Origin of the sequence: Rudanella lutea DSM 19387, assembly GCF_000383955.1 — a bacterium.
GTDB lineage: Bacteria > Bacteroidota > Bacteroidia > Cytophagales > Spirosomataceae > Rudanella > Rudanella lutea.
This window is the reverse complement of the sequence record NZ_KB913013.1, coordinates 5,686,692-5,707,397: the sequence shown is the minus strand read 5'-3', so window position 1 is coordinate 5,707,397 and position 20,706 is coordinate 5,686,692. Positions and strand designations below refer to the sequence as shown.

Genomic DNA, 20,706 nt, shown 5'->3' with positions numbered 1-20,706 from the left:
AGGAGGAAGGGAGTAAAGGCGAAGGGAGGTAAACTCTCAATCCCTTTCCTCCCTTTCCTCCCTTTCCCCCCTTCCTCCTTTTTTATGTCATCACATCATATTGTCCGGGACGAACAGGAGCCCGCTTTATTAATTGCCAACGGCGAACGCTGCTCCGACGAGTTGCTCGGCCAGCTGCTCGAATGGTCGCCGGTAGTCGTGGTGCTCGACCGGGCCATTTGGCGGGTGCTCGATCTGGGTATCAAAGTCGACGTGTTGCTGGGCGATTTCGACCCCGCGGCCAATGGCGACCCGCTCGATCTGGACCTGATCCGGCACCGGCAGTACCCGCTTGAGGTAGTTCATACACCCGACCAGAATAAAACCGATCTCGAAAAAGGTATTGAGTACCTTATGGCGCGGGGTCACTCGGCCGTCAATATTGTTTGGGCAACGGGTCGGCGCGCCGACCACTCCATTACCAACATGACCAATATTGTACGGTACAAAGACCAGATCAAACTAGTCATTCACGACGACTATTCGCGCATTTTTCCGCTCGTCAACACCTTCGAGAAATGGTACGAAGCCGGTACACCCCTATCGCTCATTCCGGTGGGTACGGTAGACGGCGTGGTGACGAGTGGCCTCAAGTACAACCTGCACGACGAGCGCCTGACCCTCGGGCATCGGACCGGCAGCAGCAACGAAGCCGCTCAGGATGGGTTTGTCCGGATCTCGGCCCGCTCCGGCGATTTACTCATCATGGAGTGCTGGGACTGACCGAGCGCTAGCACAACCGCGACCAGCACGCAGTGGCTTCCGGGCATCATGAGCCGCTCGGTTAGCGGATCGAAGGGACTAAGGATGCGTAAGGTAATGAGGATGAGCCAGTACAGCAGGCCCGTTGCGGCCATCCAGGTGGCCAAACTGGTAATCGGGGGCCACCGAAACCGCCTGTTGAGGTTCCGATAGAGAAAGAGGCAGACACTCCCCTGCATGAGTATAGCGAGGCCGAAACCCACCCAGTTTACACCGGGCCGGTAGTTGTACAGGAATACTTCGTTGGCAAACCCGAGAGCGGTTATTTTGAGCAACTGAGGCCACGGATCAGTGGGAGCCAGCCGGGGGCCGCCCACCCAATGCCCCGTGCTGGTGTAGTTGAACACCAGCAACAAACCCACGCCTACCCCTGCCCCGAGTAAGGCCCAGGTTAGCCCACGTCTGTTGGCGTTGGCGCGCCCCAGCATGCGTGTCCCCAAACTACCCTTCGGCTGGTACCCGATTATGAGCCCGGCCAACCCAATGAGCACGAATAAACCCACGTAGCGCACCATGATGAGGGCTACCGCCAACCCGGCCAATTGAACCGATGCCCACCCGCTGTCGGTGGTATTGCCCTGCCAGTACCAGACCGAGTGAGCTTGCCAGACCACCTCCAGCAGCAAAACGACAAATACCGTCTCGGACCAGGTGTAAGCCGCCACCCGAAGCGCCCCCGGCAACAGCCAGAGTGCCAACAGACCCGCAGCCCGACCAGAACCGATACGCCGGGCCCAGCAAACGCCTGAAACGCCCAATGCCAGCCAATTGACCAGCTTGGATGCCCACAAAACCGGCAACTGAGTGAGGTACGAAATAAACGCGATCAAGAACGGGTAACCCGGCGGGAAGGCACCATCGTACGTACGGAAATCGGTGGCCATGCGCAGGTAATGAACCGAGTCGGGTGAGGTAGCGTGTGTTGGATGAACGAAACCCAGCCCGGCCAGTAAAACGCCCAGAACAAGCCAGATAAGGGATAACCGGTGTTTTTCTTCTATCATCGGACTAAAACAACCCGCCCGGTCAGGGGTCGATTTTCGGTGGAGAGAAACCGGTGAGCGCCCTCACCCAGTAGCTCGAATCGGTACAGGTACAGCCCCGCCGGAAGCCGATACCCTTGCGCATCGGTCCCATCCCAGAGCCAGTCGACGGTGCCAATACGCCCCTGCAGCGTCACCTCCCGCACCACCCGACCGCTCAGATCGGTGAGCGTCAACCGAATCTGTTGGGGCGGTACTGAACCCGACAACTGACAGAAAAAACGGGTAAACCGGTCGAACGGATTCGGACCGACACCCGCAGCCATCAGGCCGGGTTCACGTACAACCCGAAACGAGATACGGTAGGGCGTGGCCCGGTTACCACTCAGGTCGCTCGCGTAAGCCTCCAGCGTGTACCGACCATCGGGCCAGGGTTGGGCCGGCCTGAAATCGACCCGAACGGCCCGCCCATCCCCTTCGCGGGTTAGCGTCGCGTTTTGCCACCAAAGCCGCTCGAAACCGCCCGTTTGCACCTGATCCGGCCGTTGCAAATAAAGCAGTAATCCCGTAGTGTCGCGCCGGAGCAACCGGGGGTTGTCGTCAAGCACACGCAATGTGATCAACGGCCGTGGCGACACCAGGTCGTCGTTTTCGATAGGTCGCCCGTCGAAGGTTACTTCCAGCAGTGGAGCCATTTGATCGGGCGGAAAGGGCAAAGCCGTCGGGTTGTTTCCGCCGAGAACCAGCGTATTGTTTTCGGTATTCTGCTCCTCAGCCTCCCCGGCTGGATTTAGTCGCAGCTCGACCAAAAGATTCTGGGCCGACACACGCGGCACACGGATCGATACGGTATCGGACACCGTCGGGGCCGACACCCAAACCATTTGTTCGTGCAGCAACTGCCCCTCTGGCGTGTATTGGCGTACACGTACCGGCAGCCGCCCCTGCACGGCCCGGCCGGCATTGGTCAGCCCGGTACGGATAAGCAAGGAATCGGACCGGGGCACTTGCAGCAGCAGATTCGGTGGGGCGAACGCATAATCGGGTTTAACGGCCCGAAACAGCCGAATCGCCGGGTCGGCCTGGAGCAGAAACTGCTGCACATTGGCCCGATCCACCACGGATTGGTGAGCCCGCAGATACCGCCTGATGGTTTCCTGCTGCACCCGGCCAACCGGTTCACCGAGCCAGTGGGGGTCGTTGAGCACGGCGTAAAACGTTTCGGCAAAGGCCTTCATTTCCAGTTCAAAGCCATTGTGGGTATGGGCCAGAAACCCAATGGCACCCCGCCCTGGTGCCGTTACCCAGTCGGTTCCAAACGTGGGACGGCCAAAAAACACATTGCCGGCCGCGCAACCATTAACGAGCAAAAATGGGTGACGCCCTTCGTTTCGGTAGCCGCGCCGGTCGTCGGAGGCAAAGCCAATATCCAGATCGCTCACCGCCAGCCCGGCATGGCCGAATAGGGTAATCAGACCAATCCCATCATTTATGGCTGGCGCAACGGGTATCACCTCAACCGGTGCTGTGGTTTGTTTGGAAAACGTTTGGACCATAGCTCCAAATGGCGGTTGCCGAATCTGAGCCGCTAACCCGTCGACATACTGGCGAAATCGGCTCAATTCAGCCGATGACTGCCCCCCACTCAGGTGCAGCACTCGTTTCGACCACAGGCCAGGGGTTTCTGATTCGTGCGCCCGCACTTTAGCCAGATAATCGAGCACCGTAGCGGGGCTATCGGTATTGAGACGGCCTACAGGCAGGCCCGGCACATCGGGGGCCTCGTTGTTGAGCCCTTCAACCAGCACTCCATCGGAGCCGGGCCATCCGCCGTTCGGAACCAGATCAAGCCGGGCGGGGTCGCGATTGGGGCCACCCGGCCGGGGCCGAACCCCCTGTGGGTCGCGCGAGGAACCCACCAGAAACAGCATCGGCGCTGGATCAGTCGGCTTGCGGGTTTTCAGGATCGACTGCGCAAACCGCCGAATCGCCAACGGAGAACGCTCGCCATACGTAAACCGGTCGAACAGCTCATTCACGTCTACCGTCAGGGTGTCGTATCCCCCACCCGCCCGCGAAGCCCGGTAGGCCGCATACGCCTGTATCGGGTCGGATACCGGGCCGACAGGCTGTCGGAGCTGCGGGTGCGTTACAATCAAATAGTTGGGGCGTCGGTTGTCAAACGATCGAAACCGCACAGGGGTCAATTCGGGGGCGGGTACGGGAGCAGCCGTTCGGTGTTGCGCATACTCGATTTGTAGGGCCGAGAGCGACACCTGATCGCCCGACAACTGCGGCTCTACCGTGATGGTCAGTGACTCAACCAGACCCCAATCGGCCGATTTCAGCAGTAATTCTACCCTTCCGGTCTGGTAGTTCAGAAACCTACTTTCGGCCACCTGCTTTCCATTTATGCGCCAAACGACCCGATGCGATCCATTCTTCCGGCCCACCACCCAACCCTGCAATCGTATGGGCAGGCTATCGGCCCACACAACGCCCGATAGCGGCATAAGCACCGAGTAAGACTGCCCCGTATTAATTACCGGACCAGTCCACCCCTCCCCTTCGTCGTACCCACTCAGTACCGATCCGGTGGTAAGCGAGGCACCGAGCGGGTAAATGGTTCCGGCGGCATAGTCCGTGGTAAGCACCATTCGGCTTTCGGTCCATCGGTACGGACGCGATGGGTCAGGAACGGGTTGGCGTAACCCCTGCACACCAACGCGCCAGGTCAGGAAATAGAAGGTTGTATCGGAAAAAAGGCTGTACAACGAATGCGGCTGCGCCCCCGCCGGTCGGTACAGAGCTGAATCGAGGGTGCCGTCGTTGGCGTGTCCTTCAAACAAAAGGGTATCGCCCGTATCGAATCGGCCGTCGGAATCGCCAGTCAGCGAGGTCGGAATTTCGCGCCCGTGGTGAAGGACTTGAAGCGTGCGGGGATCAACGCCTGCCGGGTCAATGCCTGCCCGCCGTAGATGCGCTGCCGTGAGTTGGTACGTTGCCGACCGGGCCACGGGTATTTTTAGGTACATCTGGTCGGCCCGAATCCATTCGTCCCCGGTTGGCTGCGCAAATACGCTGTGGGTCAAAAAGGCCAGAACAATACGTAATAGCCACTGCATAAATGGGGTGATTTATGCCGGTAAACTACAAATTTTCAAAAAAGGAATACAACAAAGGCATGACATGTGATATCTGCCGTTCGGCACAGGGGCGACTCATACACTGCTCCGACATTGGCAGAGAATCTAAACGAAAAAGTAAGCAATCGTTTTCTACCATTCAGCCCAGCTTTCCGGCCACTCATCACGCAACGACCAAAATTTTAATAAAGTACCTTGCATAACAAAGTACCTTACAGTACCTTTGAACCATCGAAAACAACAAACGGCTATGAGCCAGTCTGTAAGCCGGACAACTACTAATGAACATGATCTTTCACGCTAATACCGTACGCCCATGAACATAGAGAACGCCCAGGTGCAAATGCGCAAGGGGATTCTGGAATTCTGCATTTTGCACATTATTTCCCGGGGTGAGGTGTATGCCTCCGACATGCTTGACGAGCTGACCTCAGCCCGCATCATGGTTGTGGAAGGAACGCTCTACCCCCTACTGACCCGGCTCAAAAACGCCGGCCTGCTCGATTACAAATGGGTGGAGTCGACATCGGGGCCACCGCGTAAGTACTATATCCTGACCGAACTTGGCCGTACCTCCCTCACGGCCCTCAACGAAACCTGGCAGGAACTATCAGCGTCGGTTCACACCATTGTGGAGAAAACGGAACAGTACAAGAAACCTGAGAACGGTAAGCCCATTACCCTCTCAGAGAATACCCCAGAACCTCCTCAATCGAATCAACCTTCTTAACCTGACTTTTCTGCCCTTTCGGCCACATAGCCATGAAAAAGACGATCAGCATCAATATTAGTGGCGTCATCTTCCACATTGAAGAAGACGGCTACGACAAACTTAAGAGTTACCTGACTTCGGTGCAGCAGTACTTCTCCTCGTACGAAGACAGCCAGGAAATTATTACCGATATCGAAAACCGGATTGCCGAGAAGCTGTTTGCCAAATTGAAGGCGAACGAAAAGCAAACGGGCAGCCCCCGCGAAGCCGTTACCCTCGAAGACGTCAACGAACTGATTGCGGCTATGGGTACCGTAGCCGATTTTGAAGCCGTTGAAGAAGAGGAACTGTTTACGACCTCAGCCCGCAGTAACCAAAGCAACCCCGCGGGTGGCTCGGCAAGCTCGGCAGGTGGTGCCTACGGGTACGGCTCCGCTACGGGTAGCACCCAAAGCGGCCGGACAACCACGGCCCCCCGGCGGCTGGTGCGCGACCTGCACCGCAAAACCCTGGGTGGCGTAGCCTCCGGCCTGGCCAACTACTTCAACGTAGACCCGGTCTGGGTTCGTCTGTTGTTCGTATTGCTGGTGCTGGGTTTCCCGGCTCTGGGTGGTACATCGAACAATGAAGGTTTCTTTGGCAGTCTGGCCGGGGTGACGGTTCTGGCCTATATAGCCATGTGGATCGCGTTTCCGGGATCGAGCACGCTGGAGGACGATAAGACGGTAAAGAAATTTTACCGCGACCCCGACGATAAAGTCCTGGGTGGTGTTGCCGCTGGTCTGAGTGCCTATTTCGGTATCGACCGGGGTCTGGTTCGCCTGTTGTTTGTGGTCCTGATTGCCCTGTTTGGTATCGGTCTGATCTCGTATCTGGTCTTGTGGGCGATCTCGCCCACGGCCGATACCGTGACCGAAAAAATGGAGATGCAGGGCCGGCCCATCACACTGGCTAACATTGAGCAGACCATCAAGCACAACCTGAACGTACCTGATGGTGGCCCCGAGAGCGGTCTCACCAAGGTATTGCTATTTCCTTTTCGGGCGGTGTCCATGATTCTGGCGGGGTTGGGTCAGGCACTCGGGCCGTTTCTGAACGGGATTGTGAGCGTAATTCGGGTACTGGCCGGCATCATTCTGATTCTGGTGGCCTTTTCGGGCGTAATTGCCTGTGTGAGCCTGGCTGGAGCCGCTTTTGGCATTATGTCAGGGGTATATCCTGACAATTCCGGGCCGTTTCCGTTCGACTGGATTCGGGCCGACCTCGACGCACCGATGGTTATTACCAGCTTTATTGCCGGGGTTCTGCCCTGCATTGCCCTGGGTGTGCTGGGCGTAATGCTCATCACCCGCCGGTTGTACTTCAATGGCCGCACAGCCCTTACCCTGCTGGGTATCTGGATTCTGAGCCTTGTTATTGCCGGAGCCACCATTACGCCTTTGGTGAGCGGGTTTAGCCGTAGCGAAACCATCGAAGAGACCGTTACGATACCCATCGCGAATATTCCCACGCCCACCTTCGCCATGAGCGATACCGATACCGAGTTTGATTACAACCCAAGCATCGAAATTCGGGGGTATGCCGGCAATGAGGTACAGCTGCTTCAGCGCTTCAAGGCCCGTGGCCGCAATCGGAAAGATGCCGAAAACAATGCCCGGACCATCGAGTACAATTATACCGTCAAAGACTCTGTGATTCGATTCAACAGCGAGCTTGAGCTGGCTCCCAAAGCCCGTTTCCGTGCTCAGGAACTGGATATGGACCTACTTATTCCGTTTGAAAAACCGTTCCGTATGACCCGCGAGTTTGCGTATTTCGTTCGCAACCAGTTTACCCAGACCGAACTCGACCGGATGGATCGGACAATCTGGAAACTGACCGCCAACGAGGGGCTGGTGAGCATCAACTTTCCGAGAGATATTGACCAGGAATCGAACGAACGTGACGATCAGGCCAATACCGACGACGAGGACTTCTCAGACGACGAATTCAACGCCAGCTTCGACGAGGCAGGCCCCCGCACACGTACCTTCAACGTTCGTGGATTCGACGAGATCGAAGCAACGGGTGCGCTGGTTGTTCGGGTACGGCAGGGCGAAACGTTTCAGGTCGTAGCCGATGGCGAACAGCGCGAACTGGATAAGCTGGATGTTGAGGTAGACGGTCAGACCCTGAAACTCTCACCCTCGAAAGGCAGCCTGTTTGGCAATCGCTCAAAGGCACCCGTCCGCGTCAGCGTGACCATGCCCACCGTCGAAGGCCTCAGCCTGACGGGAGCCTGCCAGGGTAAACTGGATGGGTTCGGGCGGCTCAACCGACTCAACCTCGACCTCACCGGTGCCAGCCTCGCCGTAGTCGATGCGAATGTGGGTATGCTTAGTGTTGAGATGACTGGTGCCTCAAAAGCGCAATTAAAAGGCAATGCCGACGAGCTGAAAAGCTCACTGACCGGGGCATCGCTGCTCGCAGCCAAGCAAATGTCAATCGATAAGGCCGAGGTATCAGCCCACGGCGCCAGCAAAGCCGCCTTTGGGCAGGTGAACAATCTGGACGAAAGCACGTCGGGTGCCAGCAGCATCAGCCGGGGCAATTAATCCGGACGCATGCAACGCTGAGGCTATAATCTGCATCTATCCACTGATTAACCGAATAAACAGTCATGAAACGAAACACCTTTTTCCTTCTCGCCCTGACGCTGCTCACCGGTCTCACGATGGGCTTTGCCCGGGCCGCCGACGATGTCCGCACGTTTACCCTCAGCGGCTTCGACAAAGTCGACATCGGCAGTGCCTTCACCATTCAGGTGACTCAGGGCAGTCAGTTCAGCGTAAAGGCGTCGGGCCGCGACGAAGACCTGAAAGAACTGGAAGCCACCGTAACAGGCGGCACCCTCAAGGTTCGGTACAAAAAGAGTAACTGGGGCTGGAACAACAACCGTAAGAACATCCGCATCGACGTGGTCATGCCTCAGTTGCGCGGCATGAACTTCTCCGGGGCCAGTACGGCTACCGTGCGCGGTTTCCGCAATCAGGGCGATGTAAAACTTGACGTATCGGGAGCCTCGACAGCCAATATCGATCTCGACGCCGACGGGCTTCAGGTTGACTTTTCGGGGGCCTCGTCGGTAACACTTAATGGCCGCGCTACCCGCATGACGGGCGATGTGTCGGGGGCCACTACCCTGCGCGCTTACGAGCTCAAAACCAAACAGGTTAACCTCGACGTGTCGGGGGCGAGCAACGCCAACGTATCCGCTACCGAAAAAGTGAATGTGGAAGCCAGCGGAGCCAGCAGCGTTCGCTACCGGGGCGGGGCTTCGGTTAGCAGCAACACCTCAGGGGCCAGCAGTGTGCGCCGGGATAGTTAACCCCAACGTTTGTAACCCAACTACTGAAAACCTCGCCTGTCACTCCCGACGGGCGAGGTTTTTGTTTTAGGGCCGTTTATACCCGTATCAGACGGGTAACCGACTCCGTCTTTCGTCTTTGAAATACGTATGACTGCCGTGTAGTTGGCACATCCGTTTCCATGAACAAAACCCTATTTTCCCTGACCTGTCTGCTTACCTCGGTTTTAGCCACCGAGGGTGTACAGGCCCACGTACGGGCCATTCCGCCCACTAAATCGGTAGCGGCCCCCAAACGCTCAATTAATCCCACCGATGTCAAACTCCCGGCGGGTTTCTCGGCCAGTATCGTAGCCGATGGCGTGGGTGCCCCCCGGCACATTGCGGTAAGCAAAACCGGCGACGTTTACGTGAAATTAGCCAAGCTCAAAGATGGCAAGGGCATTTACCGGCTGCGCGATACGAACAATGATGGTGTGATGGACGAACGGGTCGGATTCGGCGACTACCCCGGCACGGGCATCCTGATTCATAATGGTTACCTGTACGCATCGTCGAACAACAGCGTATTCCGGTACAAACTGAACGCCAACGAGGAAGTAATAGCCCCCGATCAACCCGAAAAGCTCGTGTCGGGCCTGCGCGAAAAAGAACGCGACAAGTCGAAATCGATTGCCATAGATGGAGCGGGCAACCTTTACGTCAACATTGCCTCCGACAACGACCGGTGTCGTGAGCCCAACAGCGGCAAAGGCATGATGCCCTGCCCCTTGCTCGATTCGGCCGCCGGGATCTGGCGTTTTAAAGCCGATGTGGCTAATCAGGTTTTCAGCGATGGCGTTCGGTTTGCAACCGGCCTGAAAAACGTGGTGGGCCTCGACTGGAACACCAAAAGCAACACCCTCTTTGTGATGATGCACGGCCGGGGAGCGTTCGATGATTTTTACCCGCAATATTACACCCCTCAACAAAGCGCCGAACTCCCTGCCGAAACGATGTATGCCCTGAAGCAGGGCGACGATGCCGGGTGGCCGTACATCTACTACGATCACATCCAGAAGAAGAAACTCTTAGCACCCGAATACGGTGGCGACGGCAAAAAACTGGGCACGGCCAAAACGATTGACCCGGTGGCGGCTTTCCCGGCCCACCTCGGCCCCAACGCCCTGCTGTTCTACACCGGTAACGCCTTCCCCGAACGCTACCGCAACGGCGCCTTTATTGCCTTCCACGGTCAGTCACAACCCCTGCATAAAGGGTATATGGTGGGGTTTGTTCCGTTCAAAAACGGGAAGCCATCTGGCCCGTGGGAGATTTTCGCCGATAATTTTGCCGGTATCGACCTTGCCAAACCTTCGGGCCCGGTACAGCACCGCCCCTGTGGGCTGGCGCAGGGACCTGATGGCTCGTTGTACGTGACCGACGACCTGAACGGCACTATTTTCAAAATCAGCTACAAAGGGCCGGTTGCCAAGACGAGTGCCTCGAAAAAGTAAGCCTACCCCTGCGGTACCATAAAGGCCCACGCCCGTTGCTGAAGTCCGGTCGTGGGCCTTTGACTTTGTTCGCGCCGGTCCAGCTCTCGACAACGTTTTACTGACTGCTCACAACCGTGCATGTCAGAATGAGTTTAAAATCGTCTGGATTGCCTTTGGGTCGGCTCAGTACATGCACGGAGTATGGGCCGGGCCGATACACCACCATCGGCAGTTCGTAGCCGGTTGGGGTGCGGAACGCCCGCCCGTAAAACGCCTGTTCTTTCTGAGGGTTGCCAAACCGGTGCGCCAACACCTGAAACTCCATATCAGCCCGGTTTTGCAGCACCAGTTTGAGTTTGCGCCGGATCTGGAACAACCCCTGCCGGGGAATATCGGGACCAAAACCCAGCCCAAAAAACGAACTGTACACCCGCGGCAACGCGTCAAATTGGGCCTTGGTCGAAACAGGGCCGGTCAGCCTATCGGCCGGGTCATGGGCGAAATGATCACCCCCAAACCACTCGGGGTGGGTCAGAAAATAATGCATATTGGCCGGGCGGCTCCCCCCGTTGGTACTGGCCCAGGTCGGATCGAGCATACGCCAGCGCCCGTCGAGCCAAACGGCGTTCCATTGATGATTAATGGACTGAATGGGAGTTCCGGCCTGTTCGAACTGCCCTTTGGCGTACCCGCTGATGATTCGAGTCCGCAAACCAGCCTGCCGGTACAACTGATACAGTAAAAGTGAGTAATCGGTACAAACGCCTTTACGAGCCTGCAAAACCTGCCGGGCAGCCGCCAGCGTATCGATAGGCCGACTACCGTAGCTAACCCGAAACTCGGCCGCTTTGGGTGCGTCGTACCGAATATGGGTAGCTACCCATACAAACAAAGCTCTTGCTTTGGCCGAATCGGTAGCAGCACCGGCGGTGATGCCCTGCACCAACTCCGCCAAATCGGACGGTGGCTCAGGGGTTGTTACCTGTTTTGAAACCTGGCCATATCCTGCCATAGCGACACCCAAAGCCACCAGCATGCCAAAACACCCCCGTAAAGCGGCTGTCGGCTTGCTTCTCCGTATGTCATTCGCTACCGCCGGTTTCATTCGCTGGTTTATTTTTTCCGGGCCTTAGCTTTTTTCCGGACAACCAGCTCCCGGTACCCAAATGTTGGGTCAGGCTCGCGGGTGTACCCAACATCGGTCAGTACGCCTACCACCGTCTCGGCCGTTGTATATATTTTACAGCCAGCCATCAAATGTCCGCCCAGGGTACGCCCGGTAGAGTCGGAAACCGACAGGTGCAGATGACTCCCACTGGTTGAAAGCGTACCCACCAGCGATACAATCTCGAAATGCCCCTGCCATCGGCTCGGGCCTTCCTGGTTAGCCAGTCGCAGTGTAAGGTCGGTCAGACTTCCGACGCAGGTCAGAACCGCGCCCGCTTCGATACCTTCTTGCTGCACCAGTTTATCTAATTCTTCTTTCAGATCCTGGCCCGGCCGTAGCCGAAAGGAGAGGGTTTTCATATCCGATGCCATGACGGGAACGGGCGAAGACTGACTGTAAGCCATAATCGGTAAACTGAGTAGGGTAATGAGCAATAATAAGGCCCGCATGAAAGTTATGCCTATGTGAAACTGATTGAGGAATGCGAAACTACACATTAGGCCTTTCGCTGGCCACCCTAATGCTACTCACCGGCAGCGGATTTGTTGCCGCCCCCACTGCCCCAGCCCGCTCAACCAACCTTGTAAGCTGGGAAACCACCGCCAATCCATTGCTGGCCTACGCGCCCGACGCCAATTATAGTGCTATCGACAATTATGCGCGTCGTACGCCCGAAAGCCAATCCCGCGACCTGACCACGCTGGCCAAGCACCTGACGGCACCTGCCCGGTCGGATCTGGCCAAAGCCCGATCAATATACGCCTGGATTTTATCGCACGTACGGTACGATATGAATGCGTATGGTAACGGCACGTATTTTTCGGAAGTTGAGTACGCCAACCGGGTACTCAAATCGCGCCGGGCGGTTTGTACGGGCTTTTCGCTGTTGTACAAACACCTGCTCAACCGGGCGGGGGTCGATGTGGCTAATGTAAAAGGATACTCACGCACCGACGACGGTACGGCCGGTCAGCCCACCGGCCCCGTAGATCACGAATGGAATGCCGTAAAACTCGATGGCGACTGGTATCTGGTGGATATTACGTGGGCGATTACAACCGGCAAAAACGGTCGGCCAAACGATCACTATTTCCTGACCGACCCACAGGCGTTTGTCGCTCAGCACCTGCCTGCCGACTCGCGTTGGCAGCTACTCAACCCGCCCGTCAGCAAAGCCGCTTTCGACCGGTTCCCCAAGCTCTACGACGCCTACTTTCGGATGGGATTCGATAGCCGGTTTCCACAAAACGGGCTTATACGAACCAACGACGTAGCTACCATTACGTTTCGGAATCCGGAAGATGTAAAAATTATCTGTTCACTAGCCCGGCCGGGGTATAACTCCGTACAGACGGTGCCCTCTACCCTACAACGTAACGGCGACACCTATACCCTCACGGTACGCGTACCCCAGCGGGGCACCTCTACCCTGTTTGTATTTGCTAAACCGAAAGCCGAACCGGGTGGCCGGTATCAGCAGTACGAAGCCATCGGGTCGTTTTCGGTGGTAAAAGGTTAAGAAGCTGTTTGCATTAGCGATTTGAGCAGCAGCCAAGGTGATTGACGCAAACAGCTTTTAACGCTTCCGAATACCGGTTAACTCAATATTTCGGGCTTTGAAGGCCGGGACTGGCACATCGTCGGCCCCGGCTGTTTTTATGGTGGTCGAATCGGTCAGTAACGTACCGGTGAAAACAACCGGCAACCGGTTATCCGTCGTCACCTGATTCGCAATGGCGTAATCCAGCGCGGCCTGTTGCAATTCTTTATCCAGGTTGACCGGGAACCAGCGTTCGGCCGTATTAGGGCGAGAAACGCTCAAAAAATACTGGTAGCAGCCCCGGCTACACACGGCTACTTCTAAAAACCCCGGCTGATCAACAAGCCGGAGCGCCGAAAGCTCATCTGACTGGCAGCTTGTTGCCCCTACCGCCAGCATGGTCATGAAAAAGTGCTTCATAAAAGGTACGCTTTAGGTTTCGGCTTAGCGCTCGCAACGCTTATGCCAAACCCGTTTTTTCCATGACTCTGGAATAAACAAAAGCGTTGGAACAGGTATAAAAAAAGGCCCGCTCAGGTTGAGCGGGCCTTGTACTAAATCGACCTATCGGTTAATTACCGACGGCGACGGCTTGGCTGTGGAGCAGCGGGTGCCGTCAGTTTCTGATACTGCTCAGGGCTGAGTGGCTTCAGATCAGTAATCGAGTACGTGTTGTCGCTCACGATTACGTTGAAGCTACCCACTGGGCGACCTTCCTGACCGTTGCATGGCAGTTGCTCAGCCGAGAACACAGCGCGGAAGTACTGTACCTGCGGACGTACACGACGGCCTTTGTAACGGATACCCTGACCTGACTCGATCTTACGCTTCTCTTCCTGCAGCTGCTGTGCCAGCGGGCCAGGCAGTTGTGAGAAGTTCAGCACAAGGGCGGTAGAATCGAAGGTGTACGGATCGATAGCCAGACGGCGGTTCAGGCCGCTGAAGCGCAGACGCGTCGTTTTCTCACCAACCGAGATAACCTCACCGTTACAGTAACAAACGCTGGCGATGTCACGCGTGTATGGATTGCGGTAGAACACCTCCAGGCGCTCCAGTTTGTGACGGAACTCGCACGGTGCCTGTGGCGTGAAGTTTGGCTTCAACAAGGCAAAGCTTGTCGTAGCTACTTCGCTCATACATGTACCGCACTTGGCCGTTTGCCGGTTGTGAACCGTTACGTAGTAGAAACCACGACGGGCGCGACCAGCCTCGTCTACGTACGTAGAGGGGAAAGCCAGTGTGGTGTCGGTGGTATTTACTACCTCAGCAATGATCTGATCGGAAGCAGGTGAGCCAGCAGCTACTGAATCCGGACGGTAGTACAAACGAGCCGTAAAGGTTTCGTTTTTCGGGTTTACCGTACGGCTTCTCCAGCTGATGCTCGGCAGTGAATTAGCAGCCGTGCTGTCGCCTACATACGACAGACCACCCAGCGGAGTCTGATTAGCAAAGCGTACCGTCACGACAGGAACTGAGTCGCAGGTTGGGCAAGATACCGGTGCTTTCGGGATGAGCTTCTTCTGCTGGAAGCCTTTGCGAACGGCTAGACCGGCATTGAAACCACCATGTTTCCGGTAGTACGAGAGCAATTGATCAGCTACCCCATCCACGATAAAGTAGTTCAGACCGGTGTAAAAGCCCTGTGCCTGCACACCCACGTGCCATGTATTACGCAGGGGGAAAAATACGCCCAACGACAGGTTACCACCGAAGTGGTTCAGGCGGTTGCTTGGCGATACCATCCGAACCAGCCGGTCGTTCAGGCTCGGTACCGAAGCTGCCAGCAAGGCAGCCTCCGTGCGATAGATACCAATTTTCGGTGACAGTTCGAGGAACGACGTGCAAGACGGGTTCCGGCGGCTCCGGGCAAACGTCCACTGCAAAACAGGACCCAACGTGAAGAAGAAGTCTTCAGATGAGCGTTGACGGATTTGCACTTCGGCCGTATTCGGAATCCCTAATTGCGACGCCCGCGTACGCAGGAAGTCGATGTAGTCGCGCCGGGTCCGGTAGTTCTGATAACCAAACGCAGCACCGATACCAAACCGCAGCCGGCGCTCAGGACGGCTCAGGAAATAGTCGGTGTTGAGGGTGATATTGAAACCGGTACCGTTGTACAACGTGTTGTCACGACGGTTGTTGCCAAACGTAGCGTCCCAGGTTCCGCAATACGCGAAGTTAGGTCCTACGTAAGCCCCAACCCGCCATGGCGAGGGCCGCCGTACCAATACGAACGTTTGCAGTGTTGTGTCACAATCGTCCAGCTCGGCAACGTCGCTGGCACGCGCCCGGAAGTCAGCCCGGCGCAACGTATCGGTGTACACGCCACGGCCCAGGCGGTAGATGTTTTCTTTGGGCGTACATTTGTCACCTTGCTCATTTCGACGGAGCGTATCGGCAGACTGTTGCGCGTTGGCCACCGTCGGGCTGAGCATTAGGCTTGCCGACAACGCACCTCCAATGGTACAAGATAACATCGCTCGACGCTTAAATCGATGATTAAGCGCAGGGGGGATAAGTTTGATCATGGTAATCCGATTTTGTCATTCTCAGACGAAACTTACAACTATACGTCACTATTCCAAAAAGTTTAGCCAGTGGCCAACAAAGTTTTCATGTTTTCGACCATCAGCACCGTTCAGAAACCCTGGCCAATCTTCTGTAAACCCGGCTGCGACGCACCCACCAACCAACTAATTGACAGCGTTTTAGACCATTTGACACGCAAATTTGTGCCGTAAACTCATTTTATCCATACTGGCCGAGAAAAATATCTTTCCAGTTCATGGTCTGAGCGGACAAAATCTGTGCCTATAATCTCTTCCACTGCGAATTCGGGCCAAATCTAAAGCACGGATGCAGATTTTCTGTTATCCATAACTAATATTTTCTGGCCCTAAGCCGCCAGAAAGCATCTTTTTCAGATGCTATTTAACTGAATATAACCGCACAACTAAAAACCAGAAAGAGCTACGCACAGGCAAGTAAATTTTATTTTTTGATTAAACGGATTCAGTCAACCATTCCGAAAGCACCGACTTTTGCTTGTCACGCCCAGCCCTCCTGCCCAAAACCCGTTTTAGCACACGCCAAAGCAGGTTTATCAACCAAAAAAGCGTATGGCCAGCTACCGATGAGGATTCGGTAACCGGCTATACGCCTGAATGATTGAAAGGCTTCTCGCAGCCCGTCCTTTAGCGCGCTTTCACCTGTTGGTAAACCTGCATCGCATTGGCCACAGCAGCCTCAATTACTCGCCCGTCTTTCTGGGCTACAGCCTGCTTGTTGAACAATTGTGATCCCATACCAACAGCCGTTGCCCCGGCCCCAAACCAGGCAGACAAACTGGCCTCGGTAGGCTCTACCCCCCCGGTAATCATCAGCTGCACGTCGGGCAGTACACTCTTTACCGAACGTACAAACGCTGGACCAACTACTTCGCCGGGAAACACTTTGATAAACGTAGCGCCCGCTTTCTGGGCCTGGTACACTTCTGTGAGCGTCATACAGCCCGGAATCCAGGGGATGTTGCGTTCCTGACAAACAGCACCTACGGCTGGGTTCATCACCGGGCTCACCACAAACGTAGCCCCTGCATCGATAAACGCGTGGGCCTGCGCCGACTCCCAGATGGTTCCGATACCCAGCAGCATTTGAGGAAACTGTCCAGCTTTCGCATCGACCAGTCGTCGGAAGTTATCAAGCGCCGAAGCATTTCGGTTGGTGTACTCAAACACGCGGATTCCGCCTGCATAACTGGCCGCCACTACAGCGACGCTGGTTTCGGCATCGGGATGCGAAAAAACGGGTACAATACCCGCCTGAAGAAGTTGCTCGGTTGTTGTCATCATGTGCAAAGCCACCGTTTCCTCCCCGGCCCGAAGACGCGGGGAGGTTACTGGCGGGAGAATGGGCTCTGTTGAGCCATTACTGGACGCCCGCAGCAGCAGGCTGAGAGGTGCCCGCAAACTGGAAGTAGTCGCGAGCATTGTTATAGCATATATCCTGAACCATTTTACCGAGCCAGGCAACATCGTTGGGGAGTTCGCCATTTTCGACATCCTGCCCGAGCATGTTGCACAAAATGCGCCGGAAATATTCGTGCCGGGGGAAACTCAGGAAGCTCCGCGAATCGGTCAGCATACCTACAAACCGGCTCAACAGACCCATGTTCGAGAGGGCGTTGATCTGCTTTTCCATGCCATCTTTCTGATCGAGGAACCACCAACCCGAACCAAACTGCAATTTGCCCGGCACGGTTCCGTCCTGGAAATTCCCAATCATGGTGGCCATCAGCTCATTATCGGCCGGATTCAGGTTGTACAGAATTGTGCGGGCGAGTTGATCGTTGCTATCGAGCCGGTCAAGCAGACGCGACAGGGGTTGAGCCTGATTGAAATCACCGATGCTATCCCAGCCCGTGTCGGGGCCTAATTTCTTAAGCAAACGGCTGTTGTTGTTGCGCAGGGCACCGAGGTGATACTGCTGTACCCAACCACGACTGTGATCCTGCTGCCCAAACCAAACCAGCATAAACGAGCCAAACTGACGCACTTCGGCAGTCGACAGGGTTTCGCCTTCGAGCAACCGGCCAAAGAGCGCGGCTGCTTCCCATTCGGTGCAGGGCTCGGCCCAAACCTGCTCCAGACCGTGGTCAGACGCCCGACAACCCAAGCTGGCAAAAAAGTCGCAACGTGCTTCGAGCGCTTTAAGGAACTCACTAAACTCGGTAATGGCAATCCCCGAAACCGTAGCCAGCCGCTCGACGTACTGCCCAAACGCAACGGTATCAAACGGCATCATGGCCTTGTCGGGCCGGAAAGTAGGCACCATCAGCAAATCAGCCCCTTCGGCGGCATACCGGGCATGGTCGGCCAGGGAGTCGGTGGGGTCGTCGGTAGTGGCTACCACTTCAACATTCATTTTGCGCAACAGATTGCGGGCACTGAATTCCGGCGACCGCACCTTTTCGGAGCACTGATCGTAAATAGAGCGGGCCGTTTCGGGCGTTAGCAGTTCGTCAATGTCAAAGTACCGCAGCAGCTCGAGGTGGGTCCAATGGTACAGGGGATTCCGGGCGGTGTAAGGCACCGTTTCGGCCCACTTGGCAAACTTTTCGTAATCGCTCGCATCACCCGTTGCATACCGTTCGGGAATACCGTTGGTACGCATTGCCCGCCACTTGTAATGATCGCCGTAGAGCCATACCTGGGTGATATTCTCAAACTGATGGTCGTTGGCTACCTGCGCGGGCGGCAGGTGATTGTGGTAATCGATGATAGGCATCGGGGCCGCGTACTCGTGGTATAGCCGCCGGGCCGTCTCGGTCTTAAGCAGGAAATCGTCGGTAATAAATGTTTTCATCGGAAAGTCACCCCGGCTTTCGATCGTGCCTGATGATCTGATAAGCTACGAGTCAGGTTTCAAAAGTAAAGACAACGGGTCAAAACCTATACCCTTCGGGTAAGGAATGAATCCGTTTTTCTGCCATTAAAAAAGGGTTTAGCCGGTAAGAATTCGCCGGTAGCAAGGGCCATTTATTCGCCCCGACCTTTCATAAAATCGGTTGCTGCGGTCTTAAGCAGGCCCGCGAATGAGTTCAGGCAAAACAGCACACCCCGATCGATGAGGGCTTTTGCCTGATCGCCACTGGCGGCTGTGGTACCCACAACCAAACCCGCACCCTTGATTTTTTCAACAACGGCACCAATGGTCTTCTTCACCTCATCGTGCCCAGGGCCGTCGTAATACCCCATACTCATGGCAAGGTCGCGGGGGCTGATCACAAACCCATCGACCCCTTCGACGGTCAGCATGGCGTCGAGATTTTCTACGGCTTCTTTGTCTTCGAGTTGGGGCAGCACCAGCGTCTGCTCATTGGCAAACCCCACATATTCGCCCTGCCCCATGGTCCCCTGCAAATACTCAGCCGCCCGCACCGGCCCCAGACCACGGTCGCCCAGCGGGGGGTATTTCACAGCCCGTACCATGTTTTCGAGGTCGGCAACCGTTTTGATACCGGGGATCATGACGCCCATCACGCCAGCATCCAGATACTGCAAAATAAGCTTCGGATCGTTGGAACGAACCCGGGCGAGGGCGGTGATGCCACTTGTTTCACAAGCCCGCACAATGTCCTGCACCTGAGCCGTAGTGACGGGGCTATGTTCCCCGTCAATCATGTAAAAATCGAGCCCCGAAAACCCACACAGTTCGGCGACGGTCGGGTCGGTGCTATTCGTGATAATGCCCAGTACAGGCTGGTTATTCTTCAGTCGGCGTTTAATCGGGTTCTCTTTCATGCGAGCGCTTTGGAATACATAGATACAGAATTGGGCTGGTTTTAGCCAGCCCAATTACCACCTTGTTCGAGTTAGACCGGGGTTGGGCAAGCCTACTCTATCGGTTATCCGACTCCGGTTTACGCGCCTACATGTGTAATTTGTAAAGAATCAAATCATAGTGCTGGTAGTGTAGCGACTGAGAATGACGCCTTTATAAAGGTGCCTATACGACAAACGGGCCGCTAAATTGTTTGGGGTACGTCTGTTTTAACGTCTTATTTCTAGCAAACGCGCCGTACCTGTCTGTTTGGCCTTGGCATAGGCCAACGCACCACGTACCTTTGCTGTATGATTGAATTAGGACGAATCAACCGGTTGCGCGCGCTCCGGCTTACGAGCGTAGGCATGTTTCTGGGCCACGAGTCGGGCGAGGAGGTACTGCTACCCAATAAATACGTTCCCCAAACACTGCGCGAAGATGAGTTCATCGATGTGTTTGTGTACACCGACTCCGAAGACCGGATTGTGGCCACCACCCTACACCCTACCGTTCAGCGCGACGAGTTTGGCGTACTCAGGGTCGTGTCGGTGACGAGCTATGGCGCGTTTCTCGACTGGGGCCTCGAAAAAGACCTCCTGGTTCCCCACCGCGAGCAGGCACAACCGATGGAGGTAGGCCAGTCGTACGTGGTGTTTGTGTACTACGACGAAACTACCGACCGACTCGTCGGATCGAGCCGGATCAACCGATTTATCGAAGAAGGACGGATGCCTGATCTGGAGGAGGGCGACGAAGTAAACCTGCTCATTTACGAACGGACCGATCTGGGGCACAATGCCGTTGTGGACAATCGGTACCGGGGGTTACTCTATGCGGGCGAAACCTTCCGGGCTCTGCGGCCGGGCGACCAGGTGAAAGGTTTCGTAAAACGGATTCGGGACGATTACCGCATCGATTTGACCCTACAGAAGCCGGGCTTCGAAGGAATTGAACCCAATGCACAGGCGATTTTGACTAAGCTGCAACAATCGGGTGGCTTTTTGCCGCTCACCGACCATAGCGACCCACAGGTAATTTACCGGACGCTGGAAATGAGCAAGAAGACCTTCAAAAAAGCGATTGGTACGCTGTATCGGGAACGCAAAATTAGCCTGGAAGAAGGCGGCATTCGACTTTTATAATGGTTTGTGGTTTCGGGTCTATGGTTTATTGTTGGCCACGGTGGACTCAGCACAACAAACCATAGA

Annotated in this window: 16 protein-coding genes; 7 read left to right on the top strand and 9 right to left on the bottom strand. The window is 55.7% G+C overall.

Features of this window, described 5'->3' with window-relative positions:
• The first annotated feature begins 84 nt into the window (after positions 1-84).
• Positions 85-762 (top strand): thiamine diphosphokinase, encoded by a 678-nt coding sequence (locus tag RUDLU_RS0123440; protein ID WP_019990883.1) that lies wholly within the window; start codon positions 85-87, stop codon positions 760-762.
• Here the strand turns inward: RUDLU_RS0123440 and RUDLU_RS0123435 are convergent.
• Together RUDLU_RS0123435 and porU2 are read right to left on the bottom strand one after the other, a co-directional pair.
• A complete protein-coding gene (locus tag RUDLU_RS0123435; RefSeq protein ID WP_019990882.1) occupies positions 696-1,805 on the bottom strand; it encodes a hypothetical protein in 1,110 nt (369 codons plus the stop codon). The genes RUDLU_RS0123440 and RUDLU_RS0123435 overlap by 67 nt on opposite strands.
• Positions 1,802-4,909 carry a putative type IX secretion system sortase PorU2 gene (gene porU2, locus RUDLU_RS0123430; RefSeq protein ID WP_019990881.1) on the bottom strand — a complete coding sequence of 1,036 codons (3,108 nt, stop codon included), beginning with the start codon at positions 4,907-4,909 and terminating at the stop codon, positions 1,802-1,804. The genes RUDLU_RS0123435 and porU2 overlap by 4 nt, the downstream gene beginning before the upstream one ends.
• Positions 4,910-5,246: 337 nt before the next feature.
• On the opposite strand from porU2, the gene RUDLU_RS0123425 reads away from it, so the two are divergent.
• The 4 genes from RUDLU_RS0123425 to RUDLU_RS0123410 all read left to right on the top strand — a co-directional run bounded on the left by RUDLU_RS0123425 (position 5,247) and on the right by RUDLU_RS0123410 (position 10,484).
• Positions 5,247-5,660, top strand: a complete 414-nt coding sequence (locus tag RUDLU_RS0123425; protein WP_019990880.1) for a PadR family transcriptional regulator — start codon at positions 5,247-5,249, stop codon at positions 5,658-5,660.
• Positions 5,661-5,692: 32 nt separating this feature from the next.
• Positions 5,693-8,236 carry a PspC domain-containing protein gene (locus RUDLU_RS0123420; RefSeq protein WP_019990879.1) on the top strand — a complete coding sequence of 848 codons (2,544 nt, stop codon included), beginning with the start codon at positions 5,693-5,695 and terminating at the stop codon, positions 8,234-8,236.
• Between the two features lie 65 nt (positions 8,237-8,301).
• Positions 8,302-9,009 carry a head GIN domain-containing protein gene (locus tag RUDLU_RS0123415; RefSeq protein WP_019990878.1) on the top strand — a complete coding sequence of 236 codons (708 nt, stop codon included), beginning with the start codon at positions 8,302-8,304 and terminating at the stop codon, positions 9,007-9,009.
• Between the two features lie 161 nt (positions 9,010-9,170).
• Positions 9,171-10,484 (top strand): PQQ-dependent sugar dehydrogenase, encoded by a 1,314-nt coding sequence (locus RUDLU_RS0123410; protein ID WP_019990877.1) that lies wholly within the window; start codon positions 9,171-9,173, stop codon positions 10,482-10,484.
• 97 nt (positions 10,485-10,581) lie between these two features.
• On the opposite strand, the gene RUDLU_RS0123405 is transcribed toward RUDLU_RS0123410, so the two are convergent.
• Together RUDLU_RS0123405 and RUDLU_RS0123400 are read right to left on the bottom strand one after the other, a co-directional pair.
• Complete coding sequence (locus tag RUDLU_RS0123405) at positions 10,582-11,478, bottom strand: transglutaminase domain-containing protein (RefSeq protein WP_169578068.1); 897 nt, start codon at positions 11,476-11,478, stop codon at positions 10,582-10,584.
• Between the two features lie 101 nt (positions 11,479-11,579).
• Positions 11,580-12,083, bottom strand: coding sequence for a PPC domain-containing DNA-binding protein (locus tag RUDLU_RS0123400; protein WP_019990875.1), 504 nt, complete (start codon positions 12,081-12,083; stop codon positions 11,580-11,582).
• A gap of 32 nt (positions 12,084-12,115) precedes the next feature.
• Between RUDLU_RS0123400 and RUDLU_RS0123395 the strand changes: the two genes are divergently transcribed.
• Positions 12,116-13,153, top strand: coding sequence for a transglutaminase domain-containing protein (locus tag RUDLU_RS0123395; protein ID WP_019990874.1), 1,038 nt, complete (start codon positions 12,116-12,118; stop codon positions 13,151-13,153).
• A 57-nt stretch (positions 13,154-13,210) separates the two neighbouring features.
• On the opposite strand, the gene RUDLU_RS0123390 is transcribed toward RUDLU_RS0123395, so the two are convergent.
• The 5 genes from RUDLU_RS0123390 to RUDLU_RS0123365 form a co-directional block, all read right to left on the bottom strand.
• The gene (locus RUDLU_RS0123390; protein ID WP_019990873.1) at positions 13,211-13,594 is read right to left on the bottom strand and encodes a hypothetical protein; all 384 of its coding nucleotides are present in this window, start codon (positions 13,592-13,594) and stop codon (positions 13,211-13,213) included.
• Between the two features lie 155 nt (positions 13,595-13,749).
• A complete protein-coding gene (locus RUDLU_RS0123385; protein WP_245581708.1) occupies positions 13,750-15,651 on the bottom strand; it encodes a PorT family protein in 1,902 nt (633 codons plus the stop codon).
• A gap of 717 nt (positions 15,652-16,368) precedes the next feature.
• Complete coding sequence (locus tag RUDLU_RS0123375; protein ID WP_019990870.1) at positions 16,369-17,025, bottom strand: beta/alpha barrel domain-containing protein; 657 nt, start codon at positions 17,023-17,025, stop codon at positions 16,369-16,371.
• A gap of 76 nt (positions 17,026-17,101) precedes the next feature.
• Positions 17,102-18,538, bottom strand: a complete 1,437-nt coding sequence (uxaC, locus tag RUDLU_RS0123370; protein WP_019990869.1) for a glucuronate isomerase — start codon at positions 18,536-18,538, stop codon at positions 17,102-17,104.
• Between the two features lie 173 nt (positions 18,539-18,711).
• The gene (locus RUDLU_RS0123365) at positions 18,712-19,476 is read right to left on the bottom strand and encodes an HpcH/HpaI aldolase family protein (RefSeq protein WP_019990868.1); all 765 of its coding nucleotides are present in this window, start codon (positions 19,474-19,476) and stop codon (positions 18,712-18,714) included.
• A 330-nt stretch (positions 19,477-19,806) separates the two neighbouring features.
• On the opposite strand from RUDLU_RS0123365, the gene RUDLU_RS0123360 reads away from it, so the two are divergent.
• Complete coding sequence (locus RUDLU_RS0123360) at positions 19,807-20,640, top strand: CvfB family protein (RefSeq protein ID WP_027303330.1); 834 nt, start codon at positions 19,807-19,809, stop codon at positions 20,638-20,640.
• Positions 20,641-20,706 lie beyond the last annotated feature (66 nt).

Coding starts and splice junctions, on each gene's coding strand:
- RUDLU_RS0123375 (WP_019990870.1), bottom strand. CDS start 17,025: ATGATGACAACAACCGAGCAACTTCTTCAGGCGGGTATTGTACCCGTT.
- porU2 (WP_019990881.1), bottom strand. CDS start 4,909: ATGCAGTGGCTATTACGTATTGTTCTGGCCTTTTTGACCCACAGCGTA.
- RUDLU_RS0123415 (WP_019990878.1), top strand. CDS start 8,302: ATGAAACGAAACACCTTTTTCCTTCTCGCCCTGACGCTGCTCACCGGT.
- RUDLU_RS0123435 (WP_019990882.1), bottom strand. CDS start 1,805: ATGATAGAAGAAAAACACCGGTTATCCCTTATCTGGCTTGTTCTGGGC.
- RUDLU_RS0123395 (WP_019990874.1), top strand. CDS start 12,116: ATGCGAAACTACACATTAGGCCTTTCGCTGGCCACCCTAATGCTACTC.
- RUDLU_RS0123400 (WP_019990875.1), bottom strand. CDS start 12,083: ATGCGGGCCTTATTATTGCTCATTACCCTACTCAGTTTACCGATTATG.
- RUDLU_RS0123405 (WP_169578068.1), bottom strand. CDS start 11,478: ATGGCAGGATATGGCCAGGTTTCAAAACAGGTAACAACCCCTGAGCCA.
- RUDLU_RS0123365 (WP_019990868.1), bottom strand. CDS start 19,476: ATGAAAGAGAACCCGATTAAACGCCGACTGAAGAATAACCAGCCTGTA.
- RUDLU_RS0123360 (WP_027303330.1), top strand. CDS start 19,807: ATGATTGAATTAGGACGAATCAACCGGTTGCGCGCGCTCCGGCTTACG.
- RUDLU_RS0123440 (WP_019990883.1), top strand. CDS start 85: ATGTCATCACATCATATTGTCCGGGACGAACAGGAGCCCGCTTTATTA.
- RUDLU_RS0123420 (WP_019990879.1), top strand. CDS start 5,693: ATGAAAAAGACGATCAGCATCAATATTAGTGGCGTCATCTTCCACATT.
- RUDLU_RS0123385 (WP_245581708.1), bottom strand. CDS start 15,651: ATGTTATCTTGTACCATTGGAGGTGCGTTGTCGGCAAGCCTAATGCTC.
- RUDLU_RS0123390 (WP_019990873.1), bottom strand. CDS start 13,594: ATGAAGCACTTTTTCATGACCATGCTGGCGGTAGGGGCAACAAGCTGC.
- uxaC (WP_019990869.1), bottom strand. CDS start 18,538: ATGAAAACATTTATTACCGACGATTTCCTGCTTAAGACCGAGACGGCC.
- RUDLU_RS0123425 (WP_019990880.1), top strand. CDS start 5,247: ATGAACATAGAGAACGCCCAGGTGCAAATGCGCAAGGGGATTCTGGAA.
- RUDLU_RS0123410 (WP_019990877.1), top strand. CDS start 9,171: ATGAACAAAACCCTATTTTCCCTGACCTGTCTGCTTACCTCGGTTTTA.